Genomic DNA, 14,700 nt, shown 5'->3' with positions numbered 1-14,700 from the left:
ACAGTCGGACAGTCGGACAGTCGGGCGGTCGGGCGGTCGGGCGGTCGGGCGGTCGGGCGGTCGGGCGGCAAGCGCATCGATGCTCGCGCAGCCCTCGCGCCGCTTGCCGTGACGCACGCGGTGGCGCGCGCACGCGCTCCGACGAAACCGCGATCCGCGCCCGGTCGCCGTAGAACGATGCCGTGCGCCCGCCTTTCGCCGGGCGCCCCGTTGTCCGGAAAGCCGTCGCATGCGTCCGGCGGTCGCGCGGCGCGCCACCGTCGCGCGCTTCGTCGCCATCGCGCCGCGCGTGCCGGCACTATCGGGAAATACCAGACGCGCAGCAAGATCGCCGCGCGCGGCAGTCGCGATGCCGGCGCACGGCGGCAAAACGCAATTCGGGATTTCCCGTTAAAAATCGGACAAATGCCTCGCGCGCCCAGACCAAGTAGAACCTCAACTCTAAATCCAGCATCGAATATTAAAATTCATTACCGCCAGCCACCGGCAAACGAAAACCAATATTTATAAATCAGAAAGCAAATTGAAATTAAATGGCGATTGCCGCCCGGCGATTTCATTTAAATAATTTACAACCCGGACAAAATCCGCAGCCGCCTCTCACTTCCCTCCCGAAGCCCCGCGCACCAAGGCCCGAGCCATTCACCCCGGAATCGTCATACGTTTATTCAACGAATCCCGGCGAATCGAATCGAACTGGCCGATCAAATTAAAAAGACGGATTGACGATTATTAACAATAAATTCAATTCCTTTTTACAGTTCTTGTCAGTCCGCTAACCAACACATAAATAGAATCGCGGCTGCAAACAACAGTTCGATGATCGAAGCGTGTTTAAAAGCGGCCGAAAAACTCCGGCGCCCAGTCGACCGACCGAGATCTTCAGACGGAACAAAGTGCGGTCACTTTCTTAGTCGGTTCGATTGCAAAAAGGGCGGAGATGAACAAGATCTACAAAACCATCTGGTGCGAGACCACGCGGAGCTGGGTTGCGGTATCGGAGCACACGAACGGGCGTCGCGGCGGCGCGACCGCCGTCGCGACCGCCTCCGTCTGCCCGATCTGGACGCGGCTGCGCGGCATCTCCGTCGCGGCGCTGGCGGCATTCGGCCTGAGCCTCGTCGCATCGCCCGCCGCATTCGCGCAATCGAACTCGGTGATGTGCGCGAACTACAACAACGGCGTTCTTCCGACGTATACCGGCTACGGCGCGAGCGCCTCGCTGACGTCGCCCTGCACGACCGGCATCGGGTCGTGGGCGGGCGGCGTCACGCCCGGCTCGACGACCGACTGGATCGGCCTGTCGGCCGACGACACGCAAGTCGTCCTGAACGGCAGCACCGGCAACATCTACTTCCGCACGGGCGGCACGAACGGCAACACGCTGACGATGAGCAACGTCGCGGGCGCGGGCCCGACGGGCGGCGTGCTGCTGTCGGGCGTCGCGGCGGGCGCCGTCACGGCGACGAGCTCGCAGGCGATCAACGGCAGCCAGCTCTATTCGCTGTCGACGTCGGCCTCGACGGGCATCAGCTCGCTGTCGAGCAGCATGTCGACGTTCAACAGCTCGATCTCGTCGCTGTCGACGGGGCTGTCGTCGACGAACAGCAGCGTCGCTTCGTTGTCGACTTCGACGTCGACGGGCTTGTCGTCGGCCAATAGCTCGATCACTTCGCTTTCGAGCGGGCTGAGCACCACCAACAGCAACGTCGCCTCGCTGTCGTCCGGGCTGTCGTCTACAAATAGCAGCCTGACTTCGTTGTCGACTTCCGCGTCGAGCGGGCTTTCGTCGGCCAACAGCTCGATCGCGTCGCTTTCGACTTCGACGTCGACCGGCATCGGCTCGCTGTCGACGGGACTCTCGACGACCAATAGCAACGTTGCCTCGCTGTCCAGCGGCCTGAGCAGCACTAATAGCTCGCTGACCTCGCTGTCCACTTCCGCTTCGTCGGGCATCAGCACCGCGCAGAGCGGCGTCAACTCGCTTTCCACCGGGCTGTCGACCACCAACAGCAATGTCGCATCGCTTTCGACGTCGGCTTCGACCGGCCTCAGCTCCGCGAATAGCTCGATCGCTTCGCTCTCGACCTCCACGTCGACCGGCATCGGCTCGTTGTCGACCGGCCTGAGCACGACGAATAGCTCGCTGACCTCGCTGTCCACTTCCGCTTCGTCGGGCATCAGCACCGCGCAAAGCGGCGTCAACTCGCTTTCCACCGGGCTGTCGACCACCAACAGCAATGTCGCATCGCTTTCGACGTCGGCTTCGACCGGCCTCAGCTCGGCCAATAGCTCGATCGCTTCGCTCTCGACTTCGACGTCGACCGGCATCGGCTCGTTGTCGACTGGCCTGAGCACCACCAACAGCAATGTTGCCTCGCTGTCCACGTCGACTTCCACGGGCATCGGCTCGCTGTCCACCGGCCTCAGCACCACCAACAGCAACGTCGCCTCGCTGTCCAGCGGTCTCAGCAGCACCAATAGCTCGCTGACCTCGCTGTCCACTTCTGCTTCGTCGGGCATCAGCTCGGCGAACAGCTCCGTCGCGTCTCTGTCGACCTCCACGTCGACCGGCTTGTCGACCACCAACAGCAACGTCGCTTCGCTTTCGACGTCGGCTTCGACCGGCCTCAGCTCGGCCAACAGCTCGATCGCTTCACTGTCGACTTCCACGTCGACCGGCATCGGCTCGTTGTCGACCGGCCTGAGCACGACGAACAGCACCGTCGCCTCGCTGTCCACGTCGACTTCCACGGGCATCGGCTCGCTGTCCACCGGCCTCAGCACCACAAACAGCTCACTGACCTCGCTGTCCACTTCCGCTTCGTCGGGTATCAGCTCGGCGAACAGCTCCGTCGCTTCGCTCTCGACCTCTGCGTCGACCGGCCTGTCGACCACCAACAGCAACGTCGCATCGCTTTCGACGTCGGCTTCGACCGGCCTCAGCTCGGCCAACAGCTCGATCGCTTCACTGTCGACTTCCACGTCGACCGGCATCGGCTCGTTGTCGACGGGCCTCAGCACGACCAACAGCAACGTCGCTTCGCTGTCCAGTGGCCTGAGCAGCACCAATAGCTCGCTGACCTCGCTGTCCACCTCCGCTTCGTCGGGTATCAGCTCGGCGAACAGCTCCGTCGCTTCGCTCTCGACCTCGACCTCGACCAGCGTCGATTCGTTGTCGACCGGTCTGAGCACCACCAACAGCACTGTCGCTTCGCTTTCGACTTCGACGTCGACCGGCATCGGTTCGTTGTCGACGGGACTCTCGACGACCAATAGCAACGTTGCCTCGCTGTCCACCGGCCTCAGCACCACCAACAGCTCGCTGACCTCGCTGTCGACTTCCGCCTCGTCGGGCATCAGCTCGGCGAATAGCTCCGTCGCTTCGCTCTCGACCTCTGCGTCGACCGGCTTGTCGACCACCAACAGCAACGTCGCATCGCTCTCGACGTCGGCTTCGACCGGCCTCAGCTCGGCCAACAGCTCGATCGCCTCGCTGTCCACGTCGACTTCGACCAGCGTCGATTCGCTGTCCACCGGCCTGAGCACCACCAACAGCAACGTCGCGTCGCTGTCCACGTCGACCTCCACGGGTATCGGCTCGCTGTCCACCGGCCTCAGCACCACGAACAGCAACGTCGCGTCGCTGTCGACCTCTGCGTCGACCGGCTTGTCGACCACCAACAGCAACGTCGCATCGCTCTCGACATCGGCTTCGACCGGCCTCAGCTCGGCCAACAGCTCGATCGCCTCGCTGTCCACGTCGACTTCGACTAGCGTCGATTCGCTGTCCACCGGCCTGAGCACCACCAACAGCAACGTCGCGTCGCTGTCCACGTCGACCTCCACAGGCATCGGCTCGCTGTCCACCGGCCTCAGCACCACGAACAGCAACGTCGCGTCGCTGTCCAGTGGTCTCAGCAGCACCAATAGCTCGCTGACCTCGCTGTCCACTTCCGCTTCGTCGGGTATCAGCTCGGCGAACAGCTCCGTCGCTTCGCTCTCGACCTCGACCTCGACCAGCGTCGATTCGTTGTCGACCGGCCTGAGCACGACCAACAGCAACGTCGCGTCGCTGTCCACATCGACCTCCACGGGCATCGGCTCGCTGTCCACCGGCCTCAGCACGACCAACAGCAGCCTCACCTCGCTGTCGACCTCCACCTCGACCGGCTTGTCGTCGGCCAACAGCTCGATCGCCTCGCTGTCCACGTCGACTTCGACTAGCGTCGATTCGCTGTCCACTGGCCTGAGCACGACCAACAGCAACGTCGCCTCGCTCTCGACCTCGACTTCGACCAGCGTCGATTCGCTGTCCACCGGCCTGAGCACCACCAACAGCAACGTCGCGTCGCTGTCCACGTCGACCTCCACGGGCATCGGCTCGCTGTCCACCGGCCTCAGCACCACCAACAGCAGCCTGACCTCACTGTCGACCTCCACCTCGACCGGCTTGTCGTCGGCCAACAGCTCGATCGCCTCGCTGTCCACGTCGACTTCGACTAGCGTCGATTCGCTGTCCACTGGCCTGAGCACGACCAACAGTAACGTCGCCTCGCTCTCGACCTCGACTTCGACCAGCGTCGATTCGCTGTCCACCGGCCTGAGCACCACCAACAGCAACGTCGCGTCGCTGTCCACGTCGACTTCCACGGGTATCGGCTCGCTGTCCACCGGCCTCAGCACCACCAACAGCAGCCTGACCTCACTGTCGACCTCCACCTCGACCGGCTTGTCGTCGGCCAACAGCTCGATCGCTTCGCTGTCCACGTCGACTTCGACTAGCGTCGATTCGCTGTCCACTGGCCTGAGCACGACCAACAGCAACGTCGCTTCGCTGTCCACGTCGACTTCCACGACCTTCTCGTCCGCGCTGAGCTCGATCGGCTCGCTGTCCACCGGTCTCGCGACAACCAACAGCAACCTCGCGTCGCTGTCCACGTCGACGCTCACCTACGTGAACTCGCTGTCCACCGGCCTGAGCACGACCAACAGCAGCGTCGCGTCGCTCTCCACGTCGGCGTCGACCGGCCTCGCCGCGACCAACAGCAACGTCGCCTCGCTGTCCACGTCGACTTCGACCGCCGTCGGCTCGCTGTCCACCGGCCTGTCGACCACCAACAGCAACGTCGCGTCGCTCTCCACGTCGACCTCGACCGCCGTCGGCTCGCTGTCCACCAGCCTGTCGACCACCAACAGCAACGTCGCGTCGCTCTCCACGTCGACTTCCACGGGCATCGGCTCGCTGTCCACCGGCCTGTCGACGACGAACACCAGCGTCGCGTCGCTGTCGACGAGCGTGACCAACATCAGCACGCAGCTCACGTCGCTGTCGACGACGATCGTCAACAGCACGACCAACGTCATCCGCTCGCTGCCGTCGAGCACGGGCATCGCCGCCGACATGAGCGCGCCGAACGCCACCGCGCCGTCCGTCACGGCCGGCTCGAACTCGGTCGCGATCGGCGCGGGCTCGACCGACGGCGGCCGCTCGAACGTCGTCTCGGTCGGCAGCTCGACGCAGCAGCGGCAGGTCACGAACGTCGCCGCCGGCACGGAAGGCACCGACGCGGTCAACGTCAACCAGTTGAATGCGCTGTCCACTTCTATGTCACAATCGCTGACGGGCCAGCAGTCCCAGATCAACAATCTGGGCTCGCAGTTGACCCAGACTCAGCAAGCGCTGCAGCAAACCGATTCGATGGCCCGTCAGGGCATCGCGGCCGCCACCGCGCTGACGATGCTGCCGCAGGTCGAGCCGGGCAAGACGATCAACGTCGCCGTCGGCGTCGCGCGCTTCGCAGGTCAGTCGGGGATGGCATTCGGCGCGAGCGCGCATGTGACAACCAACGGCATTCTCAAGCTGGGCATCGGCGTGTCGGGGCAGAACAAGACCTTCGGTGCAGGATATGGATATAGCTGGTGATCGACTCCGTCCACTCTTCATCGACCGGGCCGCGTGACGCGCCCGGCAAGCGCCTGGCCGTCGGCATCTCGCTCTTCGCCCGCGACGGCCAGGCGATCTGGGAAAACGGCATTCATCAGAACATTGCGTTCCTCGCGATGATGCTCAGGAAGTCGGAGCGGGTCGGCCCGATCTACTTCCTGAACGGCGGCGACGCGAAAGCGTTGCCCGCCGGCCTCGATCTCGGCGGCCTCGACGTGCCGCTCGTGAACCCGCGCGACGTGTCGCACGCGCTCGACGTCGTGATCGAGATGGGCGCGCAGCTGCCCGTCGACTGGCTCAAGTACATGAAGGCGCTCGGCAAGAAGCTCGTCGTCTGCTTCGTCGGGCACACGTACGCGGGGCTTTGCGAGACGCCGATGTTCGGCCGGCCGTCGGGCCACATCTTCAACGGCGGCCCGTTCGACGAAGCCTGGACGCTGCCCCAGTACGAAAAGACCGCGATGCCGCTGCTGCGCACGCTGCTGCGGGCGCCCGTCCATCTGATGCCGCACATCTGGTCGCCGTACTTCATCGAGCGCCGCGCGCGCCAGCTCGAGGCCGAGGGCCTGCGCTTCGGCTATGCGCCCGGCCGCCCGAAGTGGCGGCTGTCGATCCTCGAGCCGAACATCTCGGTCGTGAAGACCTGCCACTACCCGATGCTCGCCGCCGACGAATTCCACCGCGTGCAGCCCGACGCGGTCGAGCATCTGTTCGTCGTCAACTCGCTGCACATGAAGGAGCATCGGACGTTCGTCCATTTCGCGAACAGTCTCGATCTCGTCCGCCAGCACAAGGCGACCTTCGAGCCGCGCATCGATCTGCCGTCGTTCCTCGCGCAGCACGGCGACGCGGTGATCTCGCACCAGTGGGAAAACGCGCAGAACTATCTGTACTACGACGTGCTGTACGGCGGCTACCCGCTCGTGCACAACTCGCCGCGCCTCGGCGACGCCGGCTACTACTACCCGGAATTCGATTCCGCGGCGGGCGGCCGCGCGCTGCTGCACGCGTGGCGCCATCACGACGCGCATCTCGACGACTATCGCCGCCACGCCGACGCGCTGCTGCGCGAAGTCTCGATCGACAACCGCGACAACCTCGACGCGTATGTCGCGCGTCTGTTCGCCTAAGCCTATTCCCGGAGAGAACGCATGTCCGAAACCACCGCCCGTGACGTGCCGAACGGCGGCAAGCGTCTCGTCGTCGGCGTGTCGCTGTTCGTGCGCGGCGCCGGCCAGTCGCTGTGGGAAAACGGCATCTTCCAGAACTGCCTGCTGCTCGTGCTGCTGCTGCGCCAGTCGCCGCTCGTCGCCGAAGCGGTGATGGTCAACGGCGGCACGGGCGACGCCGATCCGCAACTGATGCTCGGCGAATGGAACGTGCCGCTCATCTCGATGGACGAGGCGATGACGCGCTGCGACGTGCTGATCGAAATGAGCGCGCAGTTCAACGCCGAATGGATCGCCGCATATCAGCAGCGCGGCGGCAAGGTCGTGACGATGCGCGTGGGCAACGACTACGTGATCGACATCGAGCGCGCGATCTTCGACAAGCCGTCCGGCTTCCTGTTCTCGGGCGCGCGCTACGACGGCGTCTGGACGATTCCGGAATTCGAGCATTCGTGCAGCCACTATCTCGAATCGGGGCTGCGCAGCCCGGTGACGATCGTGCCGCACATCTGGCATCCGCTGCTGTTCGACAAGGCGCGCGCGACGCTCGGCCCGGGGCTCGAATTCGGCTACAAGCCGGGCAAGCCGCGCTGGCGCGTCGCGACGTTCGAGCCGAACATCTGCATGGTGAAGACGAGCATCGTGCCGATGCTCGTCACCGAGGAGGCGTATCGCGCGCAGCCGAACTTCGTCGAATTCGTGCGCGTGTGCAACACGCTGCACATGAAGGAGCACACGACGTTCGTCCATTTCGCGCGCAGCCTCGACATCGTCGCGCATGGGCTCACGACGTTCGAGGGGCGCTTCGCGGTCTACGAATTCATGGCGGCGTACGGCGACGCGGTCGTGTCGCACACGTGGGAAAACGCGCAGAACTATCTGTACTACGAGTTGCTGTACGGCGACTATCCGCTCGTCCACAATTCGCCGTACCTCGGCCGCGCCGGTTATTTCTATCCGGATTTCGACTGCCAGGAAGGCGGCCGCCAGTTGCTGAAGGCGTTCCACGAGCACGACGCGAACCTCGACGCGTATCGCGAGCAGTCGCGGCACATTCTGGATTCGGTCAGCATCTACAACCCGAACAACGTCGCGGCCTATACGGAAGCGCTCGCCGCGCTGTACCGGTAACGCAGGCATCGCCGCATGCGCCGCGCCGCCCTATTTCGACCCGGAGGTCGCTTGAACAAGCTAGTCGCCCGATGCGTGATCGCCGCCGCCATGCTGGCCGCCGGCCCGCTCGCCCACGCGCAGGCGAGCCCGTCTCCCGACGCGGTGCTGCAAAGCGCCGAGGACGTGCTGAAGCAGATCGACGACGGCCGCTTCGATCTGGTCTGGCGGGATTCCGCCGCTTTCGTCAAGGAGCGATACACGGCGCAGCGCTTCGCCGACGACACGCGGCGGCTGCGCGCGCCGCTCGGCGCGGTCGCGCGGCGAGGATGGTCGGACATCATGCTGATCCAGTTCGCGAACACGAAGGACGTGCCGGACGGGCTATACGCGAACGTCGATTTCACGACGACGCTGCAAGGCGGCAAGGTCGTGTTCGAGAAGTTGAGCTTGCGCCGGGAGAGCGACGGCCGCTGGCACCTCGTCTCCTATGCGCCGCGCGAGCAGCAAGGCGTGACGCCGTCGCTCGCCGGGCAATGACTAGGCTGAATCGAGACCAATCGAATTGAAGAGCCGGAACCGGCGGGATCGGCACGCGGGCCGAAGCGCCGCGGCGCCGATCGCACGCGCGGCGTTCGTTCGCTCGCCGCTCAGCGCCCGCAGTCGTTGACGAGATTCGCGAGCAGCGTGTCGTATTCGGCGACGAGCGTCGGATTCTTCGACGTATAGCGGCGCAGCAGGCTGCGCTGCCGCGTCGCGTAGCCTTCCCAGTCGTCGTCGTGCTCGCGCAGCACGCGCGTCAGCACTTCCGCGCCCGTCAGCACGTCGTTGTCCGGATAGTAGTAGCCGATGTCGGGCACGAGATGCGCGTTGTGGACGAGCGGATAGCCCTGCCAGCAGACGTCGAAATAGAAGTAGTTGAGCGGGTTCTCCCACTGGTGCGACACGACGACGTCCGTGTGTTCGGCGAGGAACGTCGGCGTATCGAAGCGGCCGACGAAGCTCGCCTTGCTCGCGCGGACGATCTCCAGATAATTCATCAACATCACGAATTCCGGGCTGTCGTGCGCGAGCCGCTCGGCGTTCGTCACGTGCGCGAACGCGATCGCATCCGGATCGCGCCGATAGACTTCATCGATGATGAGCATCGGATACACGCAGAACTTGACGACATCGTGGTTCGGCTCCATCACCGTGAGCCGCTTCGCGCGCTTGCCGCTCGGCCGGTACTCGCCGCGCTCGCGCAGCAGCCGCGTGCGCTCGGTGAGGAACATCGGGTCCCAGACGAACGGCACGACGCGCCCAGGGCAGCGCCGCAGCGATTGCAGGAACGGCAGCGACGACGGCGCGATCTGCGGAATCGCCCAGATCTCGTCGTAGCCGCGGTTGATGAACAGCGTTTCCCACATCCGGCGGCCGAACAGGATCGATTGCGTCGCGTGGATGTATTCGAAGCCGCAGCAGTAGCTGACGAGCTTCACGCCGCGCGCCTTCAGATACGCGGTCTGCTCGCCGTCGATCTGGCCGCCGAGCTCGATCAGCACGTCGAGCGAATCCTTCATGTCGACGAACGAGCGGGTGTCGAAAATCCGGCGGTCCCACGGCAGCGCGTCGGTGATCGGCACGTCCGTCGTGTTGACGATCGTCACCCGATAGCCGCGCGACGATTTCATCAGCAGCTTCGCGAGAAACAGCGCGTTTTGCTTGATGCCGTTGATCCAGAGGCTCTCGTTCGGCTCGCGCAGGCCGATCGTGATACCGATGCGCAAGCCGTTCAAATCGACAGGGGATGTCATTGCATGCCGGAGGGAAGGGAATTACGCAGTGTAGCGCATGCCCTGCGCTACCGCCCGCACCAGTATTCGAGTCTAGCGGACATCATGTAACCGGACTGTCAGATATCGTTAACGTGCGCCGCTCGCTCAAGCCGGCCCCATCACGAGCAGTTGCGCGCCGTCCGCCACCTGGTCGCCCACCGCGTACAGCACCTCGCCGACGACGCCCGCCGCGGGCGCGCCGATCGTGTGCTCCATCTTCATCGCCTCCATCACGATGAGCGGATCGCCCTGCTCGACCTTCTGCCCCGGCTCGACGAGCACCGCGATCACCTTGCCCGGCATCGGCGCGGTGAGCCGGCCCTCGCCTTCCGTCGAATCGGCCGCGTGCGCGAGCAGGTTGCGCCACACGAACGCGCACGCGACGCCCTGGCAGAACACGTGGAACGTGTCGCCGTCGACATGCACGCGGCCGCTCGCGCGCACGCCGCCCAACGTCACGTCGAAGTCGAGCGGCCCCGCGCCGCGCGACCACGCGAACGGCTTCGCGACGCCGCCCGCTTCGAGCGACTGCGCGCCGCCGTGGTCCAGATAGCGGACTTCGAGCGTCGCGTCGTCGTCGAGCGCGCGCCATTCGATCGTGCGCCGGTAGCCGGCGTTCAGCCGCCAGTTCGGCAGCGCGCCCCACGGCGACGCCGCGCCGCCCTCGCCCGCGAACTCACGCTCGCGCGCGAGCAGCGCCGCGCACGCGAGGCCGAGCGCCGCCGCGGGCGCCGGCTGCGGCGCGAACAGCGCGTCGCGATGGCGCTCGATCAGGCCGGTGTCGAGATCCGCGTCGGCGAACGGCCGGCTCGCGACGATCCGCTGCAGGAACTCCGCATTCGTATGCAGGCCGACGACCTCGCATTCGCGCAGCGCGCGGCCGAGCGTCGCGAGCGCCTGCGCGCGCGTGTCGCCGTGAACGATCAGCTTCGCAATCATCGGATCGTAGAACGGCGTGATCGCGTCGCCCTCGCGAACGCCGCTGTCGATCCGCACGGCCGCGCCGATGGCGAATTCGACGCCCGCCGGAAATCGCAGGTGCTTCAGGCGTCCGGTCGACGGCAGGAAGCCGCGCGCCGGATTCTCCGCGTACAGGCGCGCCTCGATCGCGTGGCCGCGCACGTGCAGATCGGCCTGCTTCATCGGCAGCGGCTCGCCCGCCGCCACGCGCAGTTGCCACTCGACGAGATCGAGCCCCGTCACCATCTCCGTCACCGGATGCTCGACCTGCAGGCGCGTGTTCATCTCCATGAAGTAGAACGCGTCGCCCGTCATGATGAATTCGACGGTGCCCGCGCCGACGTAGCCGACCGCGCGCGCGGCCGCGACGGCGGCCTCGCCCATCGCCTGCCGGAGCTCATCCGCGAGGCCCGGCGCGGGCGCTTCCTCGAGCACCTTCTGGTGGCGGCGCTGCACCGAGCAGTCGCGGTCGAACAGGTAGACCGCGTGGCCGTGCGTGTCGCCGAACACCTGCACTTCGACGTGGCGCGGCCGCTGCAGGTATTTCTCGATCAGCACGCGATCGTTGCCGAAGCTCGCCGCCGCCTCGCGCTGGCACGACGCGAGCGCCGCCGCGAAATCGGCCGCGCGCTCGACGACGCGCATCCCCTTGCCGCCGCCGCCCGCGCTCGCCTTCAGCAGCACCGGATAGCCGATGCGGTCGGCCTCGCGTTGCAGCAGCGCGGGGGTCTGATCGTCGCCGTGATAGCCGGGCACGAGCGGCACCGCGGCCGCGTGCATCAGCGCCTTCGCGGCGGCCTTCGAGCCCATCGCGGCGATCGCCTCGACGGGCGGCCCGACGAACACGATCCCCGCCTCCTCGCACGCGCGCGCGAAATCCTCGTTCTCCGACAGAAAGCCGTAGCCCGGATGGATCGCCTGCGCGCCCGCCGCGCGCGCGGCGTCGATGATGCGCTCGATCCGCAGATAGCTGTCGGCGGCGGCCGGGCCGCCGATGTGCACGGCCTCGTCGCACGCGGCGACGTGCTTCGCGTGCGCGTCGGCGTCCGAATAGACCGCGACGCTCGCGATGCCGAGGCGTTTGCAGGTCGCGGCGACCCGGCAGGCGATTTCGCCGCGATTGGCGATCAGGATCTTGTCGAACATGATGGGTCGGAAAACGAAAGATCGATAACGGATTCGGTTCGGTGCGCGGGCCGCGCGCCGCGCTTCGTCACGGCCGCTACGGCACCGCTCCGCTGTGCGCGGGCGGCGGCGGCGGCGCGCGCCGCGTCACGCGCGCCACGACGGCGTGCGCTTCTCGAGGAACGACGCGACGCCTTCGCGCGCCTCCGCGCCCGCACGCGTCTTCGCGATCCAGTCGGCGGTCTGCTCGATCAGCGCGGCGTCGAGCGCGCGGCCCGCGACGTCGCGCACGAGCGTCTTGCACGCGCGCACCGCCTGCGGGCCGTTCGCGCACAAGGCTTCGGCCAGCCTCGCGACGGTCGCGTCGAGCGCATCGGCCGGCACGCGCTCATGGACGAAGCCGAGCTGCGCGGCCTTCGCGCAGTCGAACGCTTCGGCCGTCGCGAAATAGCGCCGCGCGGCGCGCTCGCCGAGCGCGCGCACGACGTACGGCGCGATCGTCGCGGGAATCAGCCCGAGGCGCGCTTCCGACAGGCAGAACTTCACGTCCTCGGCCGCGATCGCGATGTCGCACGCGGCGACGAGCCCCACGCCGCCCGCGTACGCGTCGCCGTGCACGCGCGCGATCACGGGCTTCGCGCAACGATGGATCGCCTCGAGCATGCGCGCGAGACGCCGCGCGTCGGCGCGGTTCTCGTCGTCGGAGAAGCCCGCCATCCTCTTCATCCAGTTCAGGTCCGCGCCCGCGCAGAACGCCGGGCCGCGCGCGGCGAGCACGGCCGCGCGCAGCGACGGATGCGCGTCGATGCGGTCGAACGCGGTCGTCAGCTCGGCGATCATCGTCTCGTTGAACGCGTTGCGCACGTCGGGGCGCGCGAGCGTGACGGTCGCGATGCGGCCGTCGTCGGTCACTTCGATCGTTTCGTAGCGCATCGTCGGCTCCTTGCGTCCATCACATCCGGAACACGCCGAACCGCGTGTCCTCGATCGGCGCGTTCATCGCGGCGGCAAGGCCGAGGCCCAGCACGTCGCGCGTCTGCGCGGGGTCGATCACGCCGTCGTCCCACAGGCGCGCGCTCGCGTAGTACGGATGGCCCTGGCGTTCGTACTGGTCGCGAATCGGCTGCTTGAACGCCTCCTCGTCTTGCGCCGACCATTCGCCGCCCTTCGCCTCGATCCCGTCGCGGCGCACCGTCGCGAGCACCGACGCCGCCTGCTCGCCGCCCATCACCGAGATCCGCGCGTTCGGCCACATCCACAGGAACCGCGGGCCGAACGCGCGGCCGCACATGCCGTAATTGCCCGCGCCGAACGAGCCGCCGATGATCACCGTGAACTTCGGCACCTTCGCGGTCGACACGGCCGTCACCATCTTCGCGCCATGGCGCGCGATGCCCTCGTTCTCGTATTTGCGGCCGACCATGAAGCCCGTGATGTTCTGCAGGAACACGAGCGGGATCTTGCGCTGGCAGCACAGCTCGATGAAGTGCGCGCCTTTCGTCGCCGATTCGGAAAACAGGATGCCGTTGTTCGCGACGATGCCGACCGGGTGCCCCCAGATGCGCGCGAAGCCCGTGACGAGCGTCGTGCCGTAGCGCGCCTTGAATTCGTCGAACGCGGAATCGTCGACGATGCGCGCGATCACCTCGCGCACGTCGAACGGCTTTCGCGTATCGACCGGAATCACGCCGTACAGGCTTTTCGCGTCGTAGCGCGGCGGCAGCGGCTCGCGCATCGCGAGCGACGCGCCGCGGCGCGCACCCAAGTTGCCGACGATCGTGCGCGCGATCGCGAGCGCGTGCGCGTCGTTCTGCGCGAGATGGTCCGCCACGCCGGACAGGCGCGTGTGCACGTCGCCGCCGCCCAGATCCTCGGCGCTCACTTCCTCGCCGGTGGCCGCCTTCACGAGCGGCGGGCCGCCGAGAAAGATCGTCCCCTGCTCCTTGACGATGATCGATTCGTCGCTCATCGCGGGCACGTACGCGCCGCCCGCGGTGCACGAGCCCATCACGACCGCGATCTGCGCGATGCCCGCCGCCGACAGGTTCGCCTGGTTGAAGAAGATCCGGCCGAAATGATCGCGGTCGGGAAACACGTCGTCCTGGTTCGGCAGGTTCGCGCCGCCCGAATCGACGAGGTACACGCACGGCAGCCGGTTCTCGGCCGCGATTTCCTGCGCGCGCACGTGCTTCTTCACGGTCACCGGATAGTAGGTTCCGCCCTTGACCGTCGCGTCGTTGCAGACGATCACGCACTCGCGGCCGGCGATTCTGCCGATGCCCGTGACGATGCCCGCGCCCGGCGCGTCGTCGTTGTACATCCCGTATGCGGCGAGTTGCGACAGCTCGAGGAACGGCGTGCCCGGATCGAGCAGTTGCGCGATCCGCTCGCGCGGCAGCAGCTTGCCGCGCGACAGGTGCTTGTCGCGCGCGGCCTGGCCGCCGCCAAGCGCCAGCCGGTCGATCTTCTCGCGCAGGTCGGCGACGAGCGCCTCGAGCGCCGCGGCGTTCGCGCGAAACTCGTCGGCGCGCGGGTTCAGCTTGGATTCGATGATCGGCATCGCGTGGGCTCC

General features: G+C 66.5%; 8 protein-coding genes. 4 read left to right on the top strand and 4 right to left on the bottom strand.

Annotation, left to right across the window (positions count from 1 at the left end; all coding sequences use genetic code 11):
* The first annotated feature begins 940 nt into the window (after positions 1-940).
* The 4 genes from WS78_RS36175 to WS78_RS22425 are packed head-to-tail and all read left to right on the top strand — an operon-like array spanning position 941 to position 8,766.
* Positions 941-5,926, top strand: a complete 4,986-nt coding sequence (locus WS78_RS36175; RefSeq protein ID WP_156437464.1) for a YadA-like family protein — start codon at positions 941-943, stop codon at positions 5,924-5,926.
* The gene (locus tag WS78_RS22435; RefSeq protein ID WP_059575923.1) at positions 5,923-7,077 is read left to right on the top strand and encodes a DUF2827 domain-containing protein; all 1,155 of its coding nucleotides are present in this window, start codon (positions 5,923-5,925) and stop codon (positions 7,075-7,077) included. Before WS78_RS36175 ends, WS78_RS22435 begins: the two co-directional genes overlap by 4 nt.
* A gap of 21 nt (positions 7,078-7,098) precedes the next feature.
* Positions 7,099-8,247 carry a DUF2827 domain-containing protein gene (locus tag WS78_RS22430; protein WP_059575925.1) on the top strand — a complete coding sequence of 383 codons (1,149 nt, stop codon included), beginning with the start codon at positions 7,099-7,101 and terminating at the stop codon, positions 8,245-8,247.
* Between the two features lie 51 nt (positions 8,248-8,298).
* The gene (locus tag WS78_RS22425; protein WP_082717694.1) at positions 8,299-8,766 is read left to right on the top strand and encodes a DUF4019 domain-containing protein; all 468 of its coding nucleotides are present in this window, start codon (positions 8,299-8,301) and stop codon (positions 8,764-8,766) included.
* Positions 8,767-8,876: 110 nt separating this feature from the next.
* On the opposite strand, the gene WS78_RS22420 is transcribed toward WS78_RS22425, so the two are convergent.
* The 4 genes from WS78_RS22420 to WS78_RS22405 all read right to left on the bottom strand — a co-directional run bounded on the left by WS78_RS22420 (position 8,877) and on the right by WS78_RS22405 (position 14,688).
* Positions 8,877-10,022 carry a DUF2827 domain-containing protein gene (locus WS78_RS22420; RefSeq protein ID WP_059575927.1) on the bottom strand — a complete coding sequence of 382 codons (1,146 nt, stop codon included), beginning with the start codon at positions 10,020-10,022 and terminating at the stop codon, positions 8,877-8,879.
* A 126-nt stretch (positions 10,023-10,148) separates the two neighbouring features.
* A complete protein-coding gene (locus WS78_RS22415) occupies positions 10,149-12,149 on the bottom strand; it encodes an acetyl-CoA carboxylase biotin carboxylase subunit (protein ID WP_059575929.1) in 2,001 nt (666 codons plus the stop codon).
* 126 nt (positions 12,150-12,275) lie between these two features.
* Positions 12,276-13,061 (bottom strand): enoyl-CoA hydratase/isomerase family protein, encoded by a 786-nt coding sequence (locus WS78_RS22410; RefSeq protein ID WP_038752734.1) that lies wholly within the window; start codon positions 13,059-13,061, stop codon positions 12,276-12,278.
* 19 nt (positions 13,062-13,080) lie between these two features.
* Positions 13,081-14,688 (bottom strand): carboxyl transferase domain-containing protein, encoded by a 1,608-nt coding sequence (locus tag WS78_RS22405; RefSeq protein ID WP_059575931.1) that lies wholly within the window; start codon positions 14,686-14,688, stop codon positions 13,081-13,083.
* Between the last annotated feature and the right edge of the window lie 12 nt (positions 14,689-14,700).

It is taken from the genome of Burkholderia savannae, assembly GCF_001524445.2.
In the GTDB taxonomy this organism is placed as follows: Bacteria; Pseudomonadota; Gammaproteobacteria; order Burkholderiales; family Burkholderiaceae; genus Burkholderia; species Burkholderia savannae.
This window is presented reverse-complemented; position numbering and strand designations above follow the sequence as displayed.